The sequence below is a fragment of the Streptomyces sindenensis genome (assembly GCF_014649035.1).
In the GTDB taxonomy this organism is placed as follows: domain Bacteria; phylum Actinomycetota; class Actinomycetes; order Streptomycetales; family Streptomycetaceae; genus Streptomyces; species Streptomyces sindenensis.
Map to the genome: position 1 here is coordinate 142,976 of NZ_BMSG01000014.1, position 18,136 is coordinate 161,111.

Sequence of the window (18,136 nt, forward strand, 5' to 3'; positions counted from 1 at the left end):
GGGTCGCGGACCGGTTGCTGGCGGACGCGGAGTAGGCCCGGGTCGCGGACCGGCTGCTGGCGGACACGGAGCAGGCCCGGGCCCGTCGTCCGGAATCCCTCGGACGAGTGGCGGCGGGGAGAACGGGCCCGCCGCACGGAACCCATGAGGTGTGCCCCTCTTCTCCGCTGCCTCCGCCGCGTCTTCCGCCGCCGATCTCCCGACCGCCGCGACCGCGGGCGACGGGGCCGAGGGGGCTGCCCGGCCGTCCTTGTGGCTGCCGTCCCCGTTCCTCGTGCTGGGCGGTCTGCTGTGGGCGGTGCTGTCGGCGGCGGCCTGGCAGGCTCCGCTGTGCTGCGAGGCCGGACTCCAGGCGGCGGTCGTCGAACGGCTGCGGGTGAACCTGCTGCACCCGGCGTTCCCGATGACCGACCTGCCCGCCGTGGCGAGCGCGCACTACTCCCCGTACGCGCTGCTCCAGGGTCTCGCCGCCCGCGCCACCGGGCTCTCCGGCCCGTCCGTGGTGGCGCTGGCCGCGTCGGTGAACCTGCTGCTCCTGCTCTCCGGGATCGGCCGGCTGACCCGGATGCTGACCCCGAACCGCTGGGTGCCGGTGCTCCTCCTCGTACCGCTGGGGCTGATCCACTGGGCGGACCCGGCCCGCTGGAGTGCGCCGACCACGTTCGCGGTCGCCGTCACCCTGCATCTGTGGGCGTGGACCGGTCGCGTCGCCGCCCGGCTCGCGGAGCCCGGTGACCCGGCGCCCGGCCGGACGCCCCGGTGGTTCGAGGCGACCGGGATCGGGGTGCTGCTCGGGCTCGTCCTGCTGGTCCACCCGCAGACGGCGATCGGCGCGGGAATCGGATGCCTGGCCCTGATCGCGTTCCGGACGCGGACCCGGATCCGGCCGACCGTGTGGCGGTGGGCGTACGCCGGGGTGTGCGCGGTGACGGTGGCGGCGCTGTGGCCGTACTACAACGGGCTCACCGCCCAGCGCGCCCCCATCGACAGCCTGACGACAGCGCCTCCGGCGGCCGAGGGCGAGAAGGCGGCCGGGGAGCCGTACGCCTGGGCGACCGCGTACGTGCCCCGGGGCGAGGTGGTCCTGACGGACAGCCGTCCGGCGATGTACGCGCTGGCCGGGCACGGGGCGTACGTGCTGGCCGACGCGCTGCCGGACGCGGGGCTCGCGACCACGGAGCGGCGGGAGCGGAGCCGGGCGGTGGCCGCCTATCTCGACATGTCGACCCCGCAGGATCGCCGGGACGGGATCACCGCCCGGTACGGCGTGCGGTGGCTGCTGCTGACCCGCCACCAGCGGCTGCCGGAGAACGCGACAGTGCTGGCGTTCAGCCCGCGCACGGGCGAGGTGCTGGCACGGGTGGCGGCGGGCTGAGGAGCCCCCTGTCGCGTCAGCCGGTGTGCTGGAGGGCGGCGACCGCCGAGGCGGCCAGATCGTCGAGGTAGCCCTTGGGCAGCTCGCCCCGGACGACAACGAGCCGCCAGTACAGCGGGCCGACGATGAGGTCGAGCGCCCGGTCCGGATCACTGCCCTCCGGCAGTTCCCCCCGGGCCACCGCCTCCCGCACCACCACGGCGGCGACGCCCTGCTGCTGGTCGAGGAGGGCGGCCTTGATCGCCTCGGAGATCTCCGGATTGCGGGCCGCCTCGACCAGCAGGTCCGGGATGACCTGCGAGGCGACCGGGTGGCGCAGGGCGTACGCGGCCAGCTCCAGAACGGCGCGCACGTCCCCGTACAGCGAACCGGTGGCCGGGGCGGGCATGCCCTGGGCGGCGACGGCCGCGACCAGGTCGAGGACGAGCGCCAGCTTGGACTTCCAGCGGCGGTAGACGGCGGTCTTGCCGACGCCCGCGCGCCGGGCGATGCCCTCGATGGACATCCGGGCGAACCCCACCGCGGCGAGTTCCTCGAAGACGGCGGCACGGATGGCGTCGGTCACGTCCTCCCGCAGGACGGCGGCGCCCGCGGGGGCACGGCGGCGGGTTCCCCGTTCGGTGGTCATGGCCCGCAGCATAGTCGGCCGCGACGGAACGGTTGCGTTGCGACGTAGAAGCGTCCTACTCTCGGCGTTGCGACGATACGGTCCCGTCCCAACGAGGGCGTCCCCACGGGACCGTACCGTCCCGCCCTCTCCCCCTCCATCGCCCCATCGGTGTCGAAAGCGGTCGATCGTTGAGCCAGACAGCAGCCCCGCCCCCGGTGACCGCCCCCTCCGAGGACGCCCCGGCCCCCGCCGTCCCCGCCTACGCCCCCGGCGAGCTTGCGGCCCTGGCCGCCCGGCACGGCCTGCAGGTCAGCGGCGCCCGGCCGTCGCTGCCCGCGTACATCCGGCAGCTCTGGGGGCGCCGGCACTTCATCACGGCGTTCGCGACGGCCAAGCTGACGGCCCAGTACAGCCAGGCGAAGCTCGGCCAGATCTGGCAGATCATGACGCCGCTGCTGAACGCGACGGTCTACTACTTCATCTTCGGCGTCCTGATGAACACCAAGCGCGGGGTGGAGGACTTCGTCCCGTTCCTGGTCACCGGGGTCTTCATCTGGACGTTCACCAGCAGCTCGATCACCGCGGGGACGCGGGCGATCAGCGGCAACATCGGCCTGGTGCGGGCCCTGCACTTCCCGCGCGCCTCGCTGCCGGTGGCCCTGGCCCTCCAGCAGCTCCAGCAACTGCTGTTCTCGCTGGGCGCGCTGACCCTGATCCTGCTGGCGTTCGGCCAGTACCCGCGCCCGACCTGGCTGCTCGCCGTCCCCGCGCTGGCGCTCCAGGCGCTGTTCAACACCGGCCTGTCGATGGCCATGGCCCGGCTGACGGCGAAGACCCCGGACATCGCTCAGCTGACCCCGTTCGTGCTGCGGACCTGGATGTACTCGTCCGGCGTGATGTGGAGCCTGGACCACCTGCTGGCCGGCGACCGGGTGCCACGGGCGGTGCTGCTGGTGCTGGAGTACAACCCGGCGGCGCTCTTCATCAACCTCATGCGGTACGCGCTCATCGACAGCTACACCTGGGAGCAGCTGCCCCACCTGGCCTGGGCGGCGGCGGCCGGCTGGGCACTCCTGTGCGGGGTGGCGGGATTCGTGTACTTCTGGAAGGCCGAGGAGACGTACGGACGTGGCTGACGACAGGAACACCCCCGGGGACCACCGGGTCCCGACGGTCGTCGTCGACGACGTCCACATCACGTACACGGTCAACGGCGCGCGTACGGGCAGGGGCAGCGCGACCTCGGCGCTCAGCCGCCTCACCTCGCGCCGCCGCACCCCCGGCGCACGCCAGGTGCACGCGGTGAAGGGGGTCAGCTTCGCCGCGTACAAGGGCGAGGCGATCGGCCTGATCGGCTCCAACGGCTCGGGCAAATCGACCCTGCTCAAGGCGGTCGCGGGCCTGCTCCCGCCGACCCGGGGCAAGGTCCACACCCAGGGCCAGCCGTCGCTGCTCGGTGTGAACGCGGCGCTGATGGGCGATCTGACCGGCGAGCGCAACGTGATCCTGGGCGGGCTGGCGATGGGCATGACGCGCGAACAGATCCGCGCGCGCTACGACGAGATCGTCGACTTCTCCGGCATCAACGAGAAGGGCGACTTCATCACGCTGCCGATGCGCACGTACTCCTCGGGCATGGGCGCGCGGCTGCGCTTCTCCATCGCGGCGGCCAAGAGCCACGACGTCCTCCTGATCGACGAGGCGCTGTCCACGGGCGACGCGAAGTTCCAGCGCCGCAGCAAGGACCGCATCAAGGAGCTGCGCGCGGAGGCGGGCACGGTCTTCCTGGTCAGCCACAGCAACAAGTCGATCACCGAAACCTGCGACCGCGCGCTGTGGCTGGAGGCGGGCACGCTGAGAATGGACGGCCCGGCGAAGGAGGTGGTGAAGGCCTACGAAACCTTCACCAAGCGCAAGTAGCCGAGCCAGCCCGGCCACACCCAGCCCGCCCGGCGCTTGAGGGCATCGTTTCCAGCCCGTCCGGCGCTTGAGGACATCTGTTCAGCCCGTCCGGCGCTTGAGGACGAAGACCCCACGCCGAGGGGCCGGCACCCACCAGGTGCCGGCCCCTCGGACGTACAGCAGAACCACCCCTACGCGTGCGTACGCAACAACGTCCGCATCGTCCGCATGGCCACCGACAGATTCGCCAGATCGAACGCGTCCGACCCCTGGATCTCCTCCAGCGTCGACCGCGACCGGGCCAGGATCGCCGCGTTCTTCTCCTCCCACGTCCGGAACCGCTCCTCCGGCGTCGAGGACCCGTTCCCCACGCTCAGCACGTCCGACGTGAGCGCCGCGTGCGCCGCGTACAGGTCCTCGCGGATGGAGGCGCGGGCCATGGACTGCCAGCGGTCCGCCCGGGGCAGCTCGATGATCCGGTCCATCAGCTGCGTGATCCGCAGCCGGTCCGCGAGGTCGTAGTAGACCTCGGCGACCTCCAGCGGCTCCTTGCCCGTACGGTCGGCGATGGCCACGATGTCCAGCGCCGGGAAGGCGGAGGAGAACCCGGCCACCCGCACCGCCAGCTCGTCCGGCACGCCCGCGGCCGTCAGCTCGTCGAGGATCGAGTGGTACCAGTCCAGGTCGGCGCCCCGGACCAGCTTGGGCAGTTCGTTCCAGACCTGCTCGACGCCGTCCCGGAACAGGTCGATGGTCTCCGCGATGGCGACGGGCTGCGGCCGGTTGCCCAGCAGCCAGCGCGAACCGCGTTCGACCAGCCGCCGCGAGTGCAGCCGAATGCGGGTCTGGACATCGGCGGCGACCTTGTTGTCGAGCGCCTCGACCGCGTCCCACACCGCTGAGAGACCGAAGATCTCGCGGGCGGTGAACTGGGCCCGGACGATCTCCTCGATCGACGCCCCGGTCTCCTCCCGCAGCCGGTGCAGGAAGGTCGAACCGGCGGTGTTCACCGTGTCGTTGACCAGGACCGTCGTGATGATCTCGCGCCGCAGCGCGTGCGCGTCGACCGCCTCGGGGAACCGCTCGCGCAGCGCGCTCGGGAAGTAGGCGTGCACCAGCTTCTGCAGGTGCGGGTCGTCCGGCAGGACGGTGGAGATCAGCTCGTCCGCCGTCGTGATCTTCGTGTAGGCGAGCAGCACGGCCAGCTCGGGCTGGCTGAGCCCCTTCTCGTTGCTGAGCAGTTCCCGGATGTGCCGGTCGGCGGGCAGGAACTCCAGCGCCCGGTCCAGCGCGCCGTCGCGCTCCAGCCGGCGCATGAAGCGCTGCTGGGCGTGGAGCAGCGAGGGCGCCTGCGCGGAGGCGTTGGAGAGAGCGACGTTCTGCGCGTAGTTGTTGCGCAGGACGAGCGCGCCGACCTCGTCGGTCATGTCGGCGAGCAGCTTGTTGCGCTGCTTGACGGTCATGTCGCCGTCCCGGACGAGACCGTTGAGCAGGATCTTGATGTTCACCTCGTGGTCGGAGGTGTCCACGCCGGCGCTGTTGTCGATCGCGTCGGTGTTGATCCGGCCGCCGTTGCGGGCGAACTCGATCCGGCCGAGCTGGGTGGCGCCGAGGTTGCCGCCCTCGCCGACGACCTTGGCCCGCAGGTCCTCGCCGTTGACGCGGATGGCGTCGTTGGCCTTGTCGCCGACGTCGGCGTTCGACTCGGAGACGGCCTTGATGTACGTGCCGATGCCGCCGTTCCACACCAGGTCGACGGGGGCCTTGAGGATGGTCTGCATCAGGTCGGCGGGCGTCATCTTGCTCACCGACGGGTCGATGCCGAGCGCCTCGCGGATGTGCGCGTTGAGCGGGATGGCCTTGGCACTGCGCGGGTGGATGCCGCCGCCCGCGGAGAGCAGGTCGGTGTTGTAGTCGGCCCAGGAGCTGCGCGGCAGGTCGAACAGGCGGCGCCGCTCGGCGTACGAGGTGGCGGCGTCCGGGTTCGGGTCGATGAAGATGTGCCGGTGGTCGAAGGCGGCGACCAGGCGGATGTGCTCGGAGAGCAGCATGCCGTTGCCGAAGACGTCACCGGACATGTCGCCGACGCCGACGACGGTGAAGTCCTCGGTCTGGGTGTCGTGGCCCAGCTCCCGGAAGTGCCGCTTGACGGACTCCCAGGCGCCCCGGGCGGTGATGCCCATGCCCTTGTGGTCGTAGCCGGCCGAACCGCCGGAGGCGAACGCGTCGCCGAGCCAGAAGTTGTAGGCGACGGCGACCTCGTTGGCGATGTCGGAGAAGCTCGCGGTGCCCTTGTCGGCGGCGACGACGAGGTAGGTGTCGTCCTCGTCGTGGCGGACGACGTCGGTGGGCGGCACGACCTCGCCCGCGACCATGTTGTCGGTGATGTCGAGCAGCGCGGAGATGAAGGTGCGGTAGGCGGCGATGCCCTCGGCGAACCAGGCGTCGCGGTCCACGGACGGGTCCGGGAGCTGCTTGGCGACGAAGCCGCCCTTGGCGCCGACGGGCACGATGACGGTGTTCTTCACCATCTGCGCCTTCACCAGGCCGAGGATCTCCGTACGGAAGTCCTCCCGCCGGTCCGACCAGCGCAGCCCGCCGCGGGCGACCTTGCCGAAGCGCAGGTGGACGCCCTCCACGCGCGGCGAGTAGACCCAGATCTCGAACGCCGGCCGGGGCGCGGGCAGGTCGGGGATGGCCTGTGGGTCGAACTTCATCGACACGTAGGAGTGCGGCTCGCCGCTCTCCGTCTGCTGGAAGAAGTTGGTGCGCAGGGTGGCCTTGATGACGGTGAGGAAGGACCGCAGGATCCGGTCCTCGTCGAGCGAGGCGACCTGGTCCAGGGCCCCGTCCAGCTCCTCCAGGAGCCCGTCGGTCAGCTCGGTTCCGGCGCTCTGGCGGCCGGGCGACATGCGGGCCTCGAAGAGCGAGACGAGCAGCCGGGTGGTGTGGACGTTGTTACGGAGCGTGGACTCCATGTAGTCCTGGCTGAAGGTCGAACCGGCCTGCCGCAGGTACTTCGCGTAGGCGCGCAGCACCATGGCCTGGCGCCAGTTCAGCCCGGCGCCGAGGACCAGCGCGTTGAAGCCGTCGTTCTCCGCCTCGCCCTTCCAGACGGCGGCGAAGGCCTCCTGGAAGCGGGCGCGGGCGTCGTCGGCGAGGTAGCCGCCGTTGCCGTTGGCCAGGGGCATCCGCAGCCCGAAGTCGTAGATCCAGGCGTGGGTGCGGTCCGCGCAGCGCAGCTCGTACGGCCGCTCGTCGACGACCTCGACGCCGAGCTGCTGGAGGGCGGGGAGGACGGCGGAGAGGGAGACCTGCTCGCCGGTCCGGTAGATCTTGAAGCGGCGCTCGCCGGGGCCCGCGCCGACCGGCTCGTACAGGCTGAGGGCGAAGTCCTTTTCCCCCTCCCGGAGGGTTTCGAGGTGGACCAGGTCGGAGACGGCGGCGCGCGGCGAGTGGTCGGCCTTGTAGCCCTCGGGGAACGAGTGGCCGTACTGACGCTGGAGTTCGGCGGCGCGTTCCTCGCCCAGCTCGGCGGTGAGCGCCTCCCCGAAGCCGTCGGCCCAGGAGCGGGCGGCCTCGACGAGGCGGGCCTCGATCCGGTCGGCGTCGGCATCGGTGAGGTGCGGCAGCTCGGTGCCGGCGGGGACCCGGATGACGAAGTGCAGCCGGGAGAGGATCGACTCGGTGTTCCAGGCGGTGAAGTCGACGCTGGTGCCGCCGAGCTCCTCCTTGAGGATGTCGATCAGCCGCAGGCGCACGCCGGTGGTGTAGCGGTCGCGCGGGAGGTAGACGATCGCGGAGTAGTAGCGCCCGTACTCGTCCTGACGCAGGTAGAGCCGCAGCCGGCGGCGCTCCTGGAGGTAGAGGACGGAGGTCGCGATGGCGCGGAGCTGGTCGACGGGCGTCTGGAACAGCTCGTCGCGCGGGTAGGTCTCCAGGATCTGGAGCAGGTCGCGCCCGTCATGGCTGTTGTACGAGAAGCCGGCGCCCTCGACGACCTCGGCGACCTTGCGGCGGATGACGGGCACCCGGCGCACGGACTCGGTGTAGGCGGCGGAGGAGAACAGGCCGAGGAAGCGCCGCTCGCCGACGACGTTGCCCTTGGCGTCGAACTTCTTCACGCCGACGTAGTCGAGGTAGCTGGGCCGGTGCACGGTGGCCCGGCTGTTGGCCTTGGTCAGGACGAGGAGCTTGTGCTCGCGGGCCTTGGCGCGGACGTCGGCGGGCAGCCGGTCGAAGGACGGGCTGACCGGGTGGGCCTCGTCCGCGCTGTGCTGCGGGTCGGAGCGCAGGATGCCGAGCCCGGTGCCGGGGACCGCGGCGAGCGCGTCGCTGTCCCTCAGCTCGTACTCGCGGTAGCCGAGGAAGGTGAAGTGGTCGGCGGCCAGCCAGCGCAGCAGCTCGCGGGCCTCCTCGACCTCCTCGCCGGCGAGGTCGTCGAGCGGCTCCCCCGGCAGGTCGTCGGCGATCCGGAGGGCGGCGTCGCGCATCTTGCCCCAGTCCTCGACGGTCTCCCGTACGTCGGACAGGACGCGCAGCAGGTCGGCGGTGATCTGCTGGAGGTCGGCGCGGTCGGTCTCGCGGTCGATCTCGACGTGGATCCAGGACTCGACGAGCGCGTCGTGCGGCAACGCGTTCTTCTCGTCCTCGGACTTCTTCCGGCCCTGGGACGCCTTCGGGGTGCCGGGGCCGCCGGAGAGGACCTCGATGAGCTTGCCGGTGACATCACGGCGGACGGTGACCTGCGGGTGGATCACCAGATGGATGCCGCGGTCCTGCCGGGACAGCTCGTTGGTGACGGAGTCCACGAGGAAGGGCATGTCGTCGGTGACGACCTCGACGACGGAGTGGCTGCAGGCCCAGCCGTTCTCCTCGACGGTCGGGGTGTGCACCCGGACGTTCGCGGTTCCCTGGGGGCGGTTCTCGGCCAGCCGGTAGTGCGAGGCCGCGGCGCCGAAGACGTCGACCGGGTCACGGCCGCTGAGGTCTTCCGGAGCCGTATGCAGGTAGTAGCGCTGGAGGTAGGCGAGCACCGTGTCCTGGTCGGCGGAGGCGCTCGCGTCGGCCCCGGCGGCGGAGACCCGCGCCCCGGGGGCACCTCCCGGGCCACCGACACCACCGCCCGGACCGTTGTCAGCTACCTTCGCGGCCCCTGCGAGCAGCTCGGCCTTGGCTTCGTCCAGCTTGGTCTGCATGTCCTCTGGCTCCTGTCGCGCGCCGTTGCGTGACGTAGGTGAGAAAAGCGACGTACCGCCACGACGCGGGGTTTCCGGTCTGGGTCGACGCTATGCCGCTTCGAGAGTTCCCCGGGACCACATGGGCCATTTTTGACGGCCGGTCCGGAGTCGGGAGATCGCGGATCGCCCGGGTGCTGTGGCACTCCGGGCGGCGGCCGGGGGCTTCGCTGCCCCCGAGGCGTATCGCGCTGATCACGGCACCAGGCTATCTCTCCCGCACCCCACCGCGTCATGAGCTGCTTGTGTACAAAAGAACCCCCCGAACTTTGACACTCTGGACAGTGCGTCGCGCCGCCTTGGCGAACCTCCGGAACCGGGGCAGTCTGTGGACAACGCCCGAATCAGGCCACCGGCAGACCGCGAGCCGAGCCGCCGGGGCCGATCGCCCCCGAGGAGTCCGCCATGCCGCAGAAGATCCTCATCGTCACCGGCGACGCCGCCGAGTCGCTCGAAGTGCTCTACCCGTACCAGCGGCTGCTGGAGGAGGGGTACGAGGTCGACATCGCGGCCCCCGAGCGCAAGACGCTGCGCTTCGTGGTCCACGACTTCGAGCCCGGCTTCGACACGTACACGGAGAAGCCCGGCTACACCTGGCCCGCCGACCTGTCCTTCTCCGAGGTCGACCCCGGGGCGTACATCGCTCTCGTGATCCCGGGCGGCCGGGCCCCCGAGTACCTCCGCAACAACGCGGAACTGCGGAAGATCGTCGGCGCCTTCTTCTCCGCGGACCGCCCGGTCGCCCAGATCTGCCACGGCCCCCTGATCACCGCCGCCACCGGCCACCTCAGCGGCCGCACGGTCACGGCGTACCCGGCCCTGGAACCGGACATGCAGGGCGCGGGCGCGACGTTCCAGGACACGGAGGCGGTGACGGACGGCCCCTTGGTCTCATCACGGGCATGGCCGGACCACGCGGCATGGATGAGGGAGTTCCTGAGGGTGCTCCGCTCAAGCCCGTCCGACACCGGCTCAAGCCGGTCCGGCGCCTGAGGCCCGGGCCCCGGGCAGCGCCCCGAAACCTCCACCCCCGCACCGCCCCCCTACGCGCCGAACGTCTCCGCCAACGCCACCGCCTCCCCCAGACTGTCCACCACCGGCACCCCCGCCCCCTCCAGAGCGCTGCGGCTGTGCGACCCCCCGGTGTACAGCACCGCCCGCGCCCCCACGTGCGCCGCCGCCACCGCATCGTCCAGCGCGTCCCCGATGACCACCACGTCCTGCGGCGAGAACCCGTCCACACCGCCCGCCCCGGCCAGCGCGGCGAGGTGCCGCTCCATGTGCAGCGCCTTGCTGCCGCCGGACGGCCCCGTACGCCCCTCGACGCGGACGAACCGCGGCTCGATCCCGTACTCCCGCACCACGGGCACCAGCTGCTCGTGCCCGTACATGCTCAGGAGCGACTGACTGCGTCCGGCCCGCTGCCACTCGTGCAGCAGCTCCTCGGCCCCGGCGGTGAGCCCGCAGGCCGCCCGCTGCTCCGTGTAGTACCGGTGGAAGACGCCGTCCATCCGCTCCCACTCGGCCTCCGTGGGCAGCCGGCCCAGGAACCGCTCGTAGAACCGGGGTATGGGGATGGTGTACATCTCCCGGTACTGCTCCAGCGTGATCGGCGCCAGCTCGACCTCCGCGAACGCGGCGTTCGTCGCCTGGATGACGGCATGCGTGTCGTCGAGCAGCGTGCCGTTCCAGTCCCAGACCAGATGTGTGCGTGTCGTCCCGGAAGTCATACGGAGAAAATACCCGCCGGGTCCGACAACCCCGCCGGCCCGGCGCGAGCCCGGCGCCCGCCTCAGCGGATGAGCTGCGGAATCTCCTGGACACCGAACCAGAGCAGCTCGTGGTCCTCGGCCCCGTCCACCGTGAACTGCGCGTCGTCGTCGCCGAGGTCCGCCGCCCCCAGCGCCGCCGCCGCGGCGGCCACGTCCTTCTCCGCGTCGTCGGCGTCCACGTGCACCGCCGCCGCCTTGGCCAGCGGCAGCGCGGCGGCGATCCGCACCTCACCGAGCGATGCCGCGCTCAGCCCGTGATCGGGGTCGGCGACGGCGGACCCGTCCGGTACGTCGACGGCGACGACGACCCGGCGGCGCGCCTCGTCCGGGCTCCCGGCGATCATCCGGAGCGAGGCGGCGGCGGCCCGGTTGAGCGCCGCGTACTCCAGCTCCTCGATGTCGTCGGAGACGTACCACTCACGCAGCCCGGGGGTCACCGCGTAGGCCGTCAGCGGCCCGGGGCCGACCTCGCCCGCACCGTGCGCCGCTGCGAGACCGGAGAGGGTCAGGGGGACGTACACGCGCATGGCAGGTCGCTTTCGTAGAAGGAAACGTCCTCAGGATACGTGGGAGCGTCCCCTTTCGGGTTCCGGCAACCGGGGCCCTCCGTCCACGGCCGACGCCCCGTCACCCCCGCCGTCGCCCTTGTCTCGCAAGGGCCGAGCCACGGATAGGTGAAACCGCCCGCGCCGGATCGGCGCCGGAAGGCCCCTTGCGTCGCTGACGACCGCCCCCGTAGAAGATCCCCAACACAAGTTACCGTCCGGTAGAAGCCGGGCCCGGCAACGGGGGCGACAGAGCATGAGCACAGACAGGACGAGGCCCGCCGGCCGACGCGACCAGCGCGGCCCTCGATCAGCACCCACCGGTCCTCGCCTGGTGGCGAGCGGTCCCCGATCGGCACCGAGCGGCCCCCGGACGGTGCCTCCGCAGCGCTCGCGCAGGCTGCAACCCCACCGCCCGCAGCGCCCGCACCAGTGGTTCGCCGAGCGTCTGCTCGCGGTCCTCAGCGGCCAGCGCCCGGTGCACTGGATGCTCGGGCACACCATCGGCGAGGCCTACGACCAGCTCGCCGAACTGGCCCCCAGCACTCCGCTGAGGGCCACCCACGGCAGCCGCCCGGTCCTTCGCCACTGCCGAGGGGCCCAGCCCGCCACGGGGGTGGTCGAGGCGTTCGCCAGCATCGCCGCGGGCGACCGGGTGCGGGCGATGGCCTTCCGGCTGGAACAGGGCGCCGACCAGCGCTGGCGCTGCGCCGCCGTGGAGCTGGGCGGCGAACGCCTCACGGCCGGCGCCCCGGGCCCCCGGTGACCCGGCGAACGCGGCAGGGGCCGGACACCTCGCGGCGTCCGGCCCCTGCCGGGGAACCATCCTTACGGCTACTTCTTGCGACGGCGACCGCCGCCACCGCCGCTCTTCTGGGCCTTGCGGCGCTCCGCACGCGTCATGCCGTCGGCCGACCGTGTGGCGCCGGAGACCTCGTCGTTGGCGAAGTCGCCTTCGACGACACCGCCCTCGCCGTCCACCGTGGGAGCGGAGAAGTGGAGCCGGTCCGGCCGCTGCGGGGCCTCCAGGCCCTTGGCACGGATCTGCGGGGCCGCGGCCGCGCCCTCCTTCTCCAGCGAGGGACGCTCGGCGCCGTCCTGCACCGGAACCTCCTCGACCTGCTGCTCGACCTGGACCTCCAGGTTGAACAGGTAGCCGACGGACTCCTCCTTGATGCCCTCCATCATGGCGTTGAACATGTCGAAGCCCTCGCGCTGGTACTCGACCAGCGGGTCCTTCTGCGCCATGGCCCGCAGGCCGATGCCCTCCTGGAGGTAGTCCATCTCGTAGAGGTGCTCGCGCCACTTGCGGTCGAGCACCGAGAGGACGACGCGACGCTCCAGCTCGCGCATGATGTCGGAGCCGAGGGTGTTCTCGCGCTCCTCGTACTGCTCGTGGATGTCGTTCTTGACCGACTCGGCGATGAACTCGGCGGTGACGCCCGCCAGGTCTCCGGCCGCCTCCTCCAGCTCCTCGACGGTGACCTTCACGGGGTAGAGCTGCTTGAAGGCGCCCCACAGCCGGTCCAGGTCCCACTCCTCGGCGAAGCCCTCGGCGGTCTCCTGGCGGATGTAGTCGTCGATCGTGTCGTCCATGAAGTGCCGGATCTGCTCCTGGAGGTCCTCGCCCTCCAGAACGCGGCGGCGCTCGCCGTAGATGACCTCACGCTGCCGGTTGAGCACCTCGTCGTACTTCAGGACGTTCTTACGCGTCTCGAAGTTCTGCTGCTCGACCTGCGACTGGGCCGAGGCGATGGCGCGGGTGACCATCTTGTTCTCGATCGGGACGTCGTCCGGAACGTTCGCCATCGACATGACGCGCTCGACCATCTGGGCCTTGAACAGGCGCATCAGGTCGTCGCCCAGCGACAGGTAGAAACGGGACTCGCCCGGGTCGCCCTGACGGCCGGAACGACCGCGCAGCTGGTTGTCGATACGGCGCGACTCGTGGCGCTCGGTGCCCAGCACGTAGAGCCCGCCGAGCTCCTTGACCTCTTCGAACTCCGCCTTCACGGCCTGCTCGGCCGCCTCCAGCGCGGCGGGCAGCGCGGCCGCCCACTCCTCGACGTTCTCCACCGGGTCGAGGCCGCGCTGGCGCAGCTCCGCCTCGGCGAGATCGTCCGGGTTGCCGCCGAGCTTGATGTCGGTGCCTCGTCCGGCCATGTTCGTCGCGACGGTGACGGCGCCCTTGCGGCCCGCCTGGGCGACGATCGTCGCCTCCCGGTCGTGCTGCTTGGCGTTGAGGACCTCGTGCTGGACGCCGCGCTTGGAGAGCTGCTGCGAGAGGTACTCGGACTTCTCGACCGAGGTGGTGCCGACCAGGATCGGCTGGCCCTTCTCGTGCTTCTCGGCGATGTCGTCGACGACCGCGGCGAACTTCGCGACCTCGGTGCGGTAGATCAGGTCCGACTGGTCGGCGCGGACCATCGGCCGGTTCGTCGGGATCGGCACCACGCCGAGCTTGTAGATCTGGTGGAACTCGGCGGCCTCGGTCATCGCCGTACCGGTCATGCCGGAGAGCTTGTCGTAGAGGCGGAAGAAGTTCTGCAGGGTGATCGTGGCGAGCGTCTGGTTCTCGTCCTTGATGTCCACCCCTTCCTTCGCCTCGATCGCCTGGTGCATGCCCTCGTTGTAGCGGCGGCCGGCGAGGATACGGCCGGTGTGCTCGTCGACGATCATGACTTCGCCGTCGATGACGACGTAGTCCTTGTCCTTCTTGAACAGTTCCTTCGCCTTGATGGCGTTGTTCAGGTAGCCGACGAGGGGGGTGTTCACCGACTCGTAGAGGTTGTCGATACCGAGCCAGTCCTCGACCTTGGCGACGCCGGACTCGTGGATGGCCACGGTCCGCTTCTTCTCGTCGACCTCGTAGTCGCCGGTCTCCTCGATGCCCTTGAGCTGGTTGCCCGCCTCGCCCTTGGTGAGGCGCGTGACCAGCTTGGCGAAGTCGCCGTACCACTTGGTGGCCTGGTCGGCCGGGCCGGAGATGATCAGCGGCGTACGGGCCTCGTCGACCAGGATCGAGTCGACCTCGTCGACCACGGCGAAGTTGTGGCCGCGCTGGACGAGCTCGTCCTTGGACCACGCCATGTTGTCGCGCAGGTAGTCGAAGCCGAACTCGTTGTTCGTGCCGTACGTGATGTCGCAGGCGTACTGCTCGCGGCGCTGGGCCGGAGTCATGTTGGCGACGATGCAGCCGACGGACAGGCCCAGGAACTTGTGCACCCGGCCCATCAGCTCGGAGTCACGCTGGGCGAGGTAGTCGTTGACCGTGATCAGGTGCACGCCCTTGCCGGAGAGCGCGTTCAGATACGTGGGAAGGGTGCCGACGAGGGTCTTGCCCTCACCGGTCTTCATCTCGGCCACATAGCCGAGGTGCAGGGCGGCTCCACCCATGATCTGTACGTCGTAGTGGCGCTGCCCGAGGACACGCTTGGCGGCCTCGCGGATCGTGGCGAACGCTTCGGGAAGCAGGTCGTCCAGGCTCTCGCCGTCCGCGTACCGTTCCTTGTACTCGTCGGTGAGCGCCCGCAGCTCGGCGTCGGAGAGGTTGACGAAGTCCTCTTCGATGGAGCTGACCTGGTCCGCGATGCGGTGCAGTTTGCGCAGGATCTTGCCTTCGCCTGCACGCATGAGCTTGTTGAAGACGGACACTGAGGCTGGTCTCCTTGCCGGTCGGGCCTGGCACTGGGTCGTGTAATGGACTCTGGCGCGGGCACGGCAGGTGGGCCCCACCGCAACGGCCATCGTAAGCGAGGACACCACCGCGTCGGGAGGGCTGCCGTCGCGTGACCTCGGGTCTGTCGTTTGGATCAGGTCGGGCTCGCGTGCCGGGGCCCACGAGCCCGACCTGATCCGAACGACAGACCCTAGCCGCACCCTTACAGGACAACGGTCCAGGGGTGCGGAAGGTGCCGGGAAGCCCGAAAGTGCTCGCATCACGGCGGCGGTCTCACGAGAATCGGCCCATGGAGCCGATCACCCTCACCACGGAACGCCTGGTCCTGCGGCCCTTCGGCCCGCAGGACACCCACCGGGTGTACGCCGCCTGTCAGGACCCGGACATCCAGCGCTGGACGGTGATCCCCTCCCCGTACCGTCTCACCGACGCGGAACTGTTCACCACGAAACTCGCCCCGGCGGGCTGGCAGGACGACTCCGCCTACGGCTTCGCCCTGACCCTGCGGGAGGCCGGGACGCTCGTGGGGGCGCTCGGCATCGACCGCCGCAGCCGTCCGGGGACGTACGAGGTGGGCTACTGGTCCGCCCAGGAGCACCGCGGCAACGGATACGTCACCGAGGCGGTGCTCGGCTCCGCCCGCTGGGCCTTCGCCTCGCTCGGGGCGGACCGGCTGGAGTGGCGGGCCGAGATCGGCAATCTGGCCTCACGGGCCGTCGCCCTGCGAGCGGGGTTCCGGCTGGAGGGCGAGCAGCGGTCCGGGCTGCTCAACAAGGGCGTGCGGCGTGACGCCTGGACGGCGGCCCTGCTCCCGTCCGACCTCGGGCTCGCGGGCACCCACCCGTACGTCCCCGGGCGGCACGCGCCCCGGCCCGACGGAGGCCCGCACCCCGTCCGCCGGTCCACATGATCCCCGTTCGCCGGCCCGCGCGGTCCCCGTCCCCCGGGGCGCCGGGGCCCGTGATTGACGGGCGGATTGCGGGGCCGGACTGTCAGTGGCGGCGTCTAGGGTTCGACGTATGACGCCTGTGCCTCCTCCCGCAGTCGAACTCTCCGCCGACCAGGCCCGCCGCATAGCCCTGCGCGCCCAGGGCTTCCTGGGGGCACCGGACCGCCGGGCGGGGGTGCCGGGGGTACTGCGCCATCTCGGCGCGGTCCAGCTGGACACGATCTCGGTGCTGGCCCGCTCGCACGAGCTGATCCCCTACGCCCGGCTCGGCCCGGTGGGCCGCCGGACGGTGGAGGACGCCTACTGGTCGGGCGGCCGCACCTTCGAGTACTGGTCGCACGCCGCGTGCATCCTGCCCGTCGAGGAGTGGCCGCACTTCGCGTTCCGCCGGCGTGCCTACCGCTCCCGCCCGCACTGGCACCACGATCTGCCCGACGGGGTGTACGACACCGTGATCAAGCAGCTGCGCGACGAGGGCCCGCTGACGGCCACCGAGCTGGGCGGCGCGAAGAACGGCGGCGAGTGGTGGGACTGGTCGGCGTCCAAGGTCGCCGTCGAGCGGGCCCTGATGTACGGCGAGGTGGTGTGCACCGAGCGGCGCGGCTGGAAGCGGGTCTACGACCTGGCCGAGCGGGCCATTCCGGACGCCCTGCTGCACGACGAGCTGAGCGACGCCGAGTGCCGGCGGCGGCTGGTCGCGCTGGCGGGCAGGTCCCTGGGCGTCGGCACCCGTGGCGACATCGCGGACTACCACCGGCTGAAGGGCGAGGAGTTCGACGCCGTGGTGGCGGACTCGGGACTGGTCCCGGTCGTGGTGGAGGGCTGGACGAAGCCCGCCTGGGCGGATCCGGAGGCCCTGGCCAAGGAGCCACGCGGCCGCCACCGTACGACGCTGCTGTCGCCGTTCGACTCCCTGATCTGGGAGCGGGCGCGCACCGAGCGGATCTTCGGCTTCACGCATCGGCTGGAGGCCTATGTGCCCAAGCAGAAGCGGATCCACGGCTATTTCGCCATGCCGTTGCTGGCGGGCGGGAAGCTCCAGGGCCGGGTCGACCCGGCGCGCGAGGGGACCACGCTGGTCGCCAAGCAGGCGTCGTTGGCCGGACCTAAGGCGGTGGCCCCGATGGCCGAGGCGCTGGTGGAGGCGGCGGCCTGGGTGGGCTGCACGGACATCCGGATCGACCGGGTGGACGCACCGGAGCTGCGCGAGCCGCTCAGGACGGAGATCGGCCACGCACTCCAGCGCGCCTTTCGCTGACCGGCCGCCCGCGTCGGCCGGCTACCTGATCTCCAGGATCTTCTCGCGCATGGCGTAGACCACGGCTTCCATCCGGGAGTGCAGCTGCAGTTTCTCCAGGATATTGCGGACGTGGTTCTTCACCGTGTTCTCGGAGATGAACAACTCCTTGGCGATATCCCGGTTGTTCATGCCGGTCGCCACGAGTTTCAGCACCTCCAGCTCCCGATCGGTGAGCCGGGGCGCCGGAACGAGCCGTCGCTCGTCGGTGCGCTGGATCATCGATTTGAACTCGGTGAGCAGCTTGGAGGCCATGGAAGGGCTGATCTGGGACTGGCCGTCGGCGACCGCGCGAATGGCTGTGGCGACCTCGTCGGTGGAAATCTCCTTGAGGAGGTATCCGGTCGCGCCCGCCTTGATCGCCTCGTAGAGGTCGGCCTCCTCGTCGCTGATCGTCAACATGATGATCTTCGCGCTGGGGGCCACCTCCTTGATGGCGGTGCAGGCCTCGATGCCACCGCGCTTGGGCATCCGGACATCCATCAGCACGATGTCGGGAAGCAGGTCGGCGGCCTTGTCGACCGCCTCGGATCCGTCCCCGGCCTCGCCGATGACCTGGATGTCCTCCTCCTGCGCGAGGACGATCTCCAGACCCCTGCGGAAGAGCGCGTGGTCATCGACCACGAGGACCCTGATGGGCTCCTTGCGTGCGGCGTCGTCCGCGTCCGCCCCGGTGTACGCGCCGGAGTCGTCGGAGTCGTTCGCATCACGCACGGGCCCGAAGGTGTCCGCCATCGTTCCTCCCCCTGAAGGCCACGGCCTGAAGTGTC

13 protein-coding genes are annotated in these 18,136 nt (G+C 70.9%); 7 read left to right on the top strand and 6 right to left on the bottom strand.

The genetic code is table 11. From position 1 onward, the window contains the following. The first annotated feature begins 151 nt into the window (after nucleotides 1–151). The gene (locus IE145_RS17640) at nucleotides 152–1,375 is read left to right on the top strand and encodes a hypothetical protein (protein ID WP_189525996.1); all 1,224 of its coding nucleotides are present in this window, start codon (nucleotides 152–154) and stop codon (nucleotides 1,373–1,375) included. Between the two features lie 16 nt (nucleotides 1,376–1,391). Here IE145_RS17640 and IE145_RS17645 read toward each other — a convergent pair whose 3' ends face one another. After that, complete coding sequence (locus tag IE145_RS17645; protein WP_189525998.1) at nucleotides 1,392–2,015, bottom strand: TetR/AcrR family transcriptional regulator; 624 nt, start codon at nucleotides 2,013–2,015, stop codon at nucleotides 1,392–1,394. Between the two features lie 158 nt (nucleotides 2,016–2,173). On the opposite strand from IE145_RS17645, the gene IE145_RS17650 reads away from it, so the two are divergent. Further along, nucleotides 2,174–3,121, top strand: a complete 948-nt coding sequence (locus tag IE145_RS17650) for an ABC transporter permease (RefSeq protein WP_373296598.1) — start codon at nucleotides 2,174–2,176, stop codon at nucleotides 3,119–3,121. Next, entirely contained in the window at nucleotides 3,114–3,905 is a 792-nt protein-coding gene (locus IE145_RS17655) for an ABC transporter ATP-binding protein (protein ID WP_189526000.1), read from the top strand. Before IE145_RS17650 ends, IE145_RS17655 begins: the two co-directional genes overlap by 8 nt. A gap of 173 nt (nucleotides 3,906–4,078) precedes the next feature. Here the strand turns inward: IE145_RS17655 and IE145_RS17660 are convergent, their stop codons facing one another. Beyond that, complete coding sequence (locus IE145_RS17660; protein ID WP_189526002.1) at nucleotides 4,079–9,085, bottom strand: NAD-glutamate dehydrogenase; 5,007 nt, start codon at nucleotides 9,083–9,085, stop codon at nucleotides 4,079–4,081. Between the two features lie 444 nt (nucleotides 9,086–9,529). On the opposite strand from IE145_RS17660, the gene IE145_RS17665 reads away from it, so the two are divergent. Beyond that, nucleotides 9,530–10,117 carry a DJ-1/PfpI family protein gene (locus IE145_RS17665; RefSeq protein WP_189526004.1) on the top strand — a complete coding sequence of 196 codons (588 nt, stop codon included), beginning with the start codon at nucleotides 9,530–9,532 and terminating at the stop codon, nucleotides 10,115–10,117. Between the two features lie 50 nt (nucleotides 10,118–10,167). On the opposite strand, the gene IE145_RS17670 is transcribed toward IE145_RS17665, so the two are convergent. Continuing rightward, a complete protein-coding gene (locus tag IE145_RS17670; RefSeq protein WP_189526006.1) occupies nucleotides 10,168–10,854 on the bottom strand; it encodes an HAD family hydrolase in 687 nt (228 codons plus the stop codon). A gap of 62 nt (nucleotides 10,855–10,916) precedes the next feature. After that, entirely contained in the window at nucleotides 10,917–11,423 is a 507-nt protein-coding gene (locus IE145_RS17675) for a DUF6912 family protein (RefSeq protein ID WP_189526007.1), read from the bottom strand. Nucleotides 11,424–11,697: 274 nt separating this feature from the next. Between IE145_RS17675 and IE145_RS17680 the strand changes: the two genes are divergently transcribed. Beyond that, entirely contained in the window at nucleotides 11,698–12,207 is a 510-nt protein-coding gene (locus IE145_RS17680; RefSeq protein ID WP_189526009.1) for an Rv3235 family protein, read from the top strand. 68 nt (nucleotides 12,208–12,275) lie between these two features. On the opposite strand, the gene secA is transcribed toward IE145_RS17680, so the two are convergent. Next, on the bottom strand, nucleotides 12,276–15,095 hold the full coding sequence (gene secA, locus IE145_RS17685) for a preprotein translocase subunit SecA (protein WP_189526011.1): 2,820 nt from the start codon (nucleotides 15,093–15,095) through the stop codon (nucleotides 12,276–12,278). Nucleotides 15,096–15,409: 314 nt separating this feature from the next. On the opposite strand from secA, the gene IE145_RS17690 reads away from it, so the two are divergent. Both IE145_RS17690 and IE145_RS17695 read left to right on the top strand, forming a co-directional pair. Then, the gene (locus IE145_RS17690) at nucleotides 15,410–16,030 is read left to right on the top strand and encodes a GNAT family N-acetyltransferase (RefSeq protein WP_189526013.1); all 621 of its coding nucleotides are present in this window, start codon (nucleotides 15,410–15,412) and stop codon (nucleotides 16,028–16,030) included. A 109-nt stretch (nucleotides 16,031–16,139) separates the two neighbouring features. Continuing rightward, nucleotides 16,140–17,327 (top strand): winged helix-turn-helix domain-containing protein, encoded by a 1,188-nt coding sequence (locus tag IE145_RS17695; protein ID WP_189526015.1) that lies wholly within the window; start codon nucleotides 16,140–16,142, stop codon nucleotides 17,325–17,327. 21 nt (nucleotides 17,328–17,348) lie between these two features. On the opposite strand, the gene IE145_RS17700 is transcribed toward IE145_RS17695, so the two are convergent. Beyond that, a complete protein-coding gene (locus IE145_RS17700; RefSeq protein ID WP_189526016.1) occupies nucleotides 17,349–18,101 on the bottom strand; it encodes a response regulator in 753 nt (250 codons plus the stop codon). Nucleotides 18,102–18,136 lie beyond the last annotated feature (35 nt).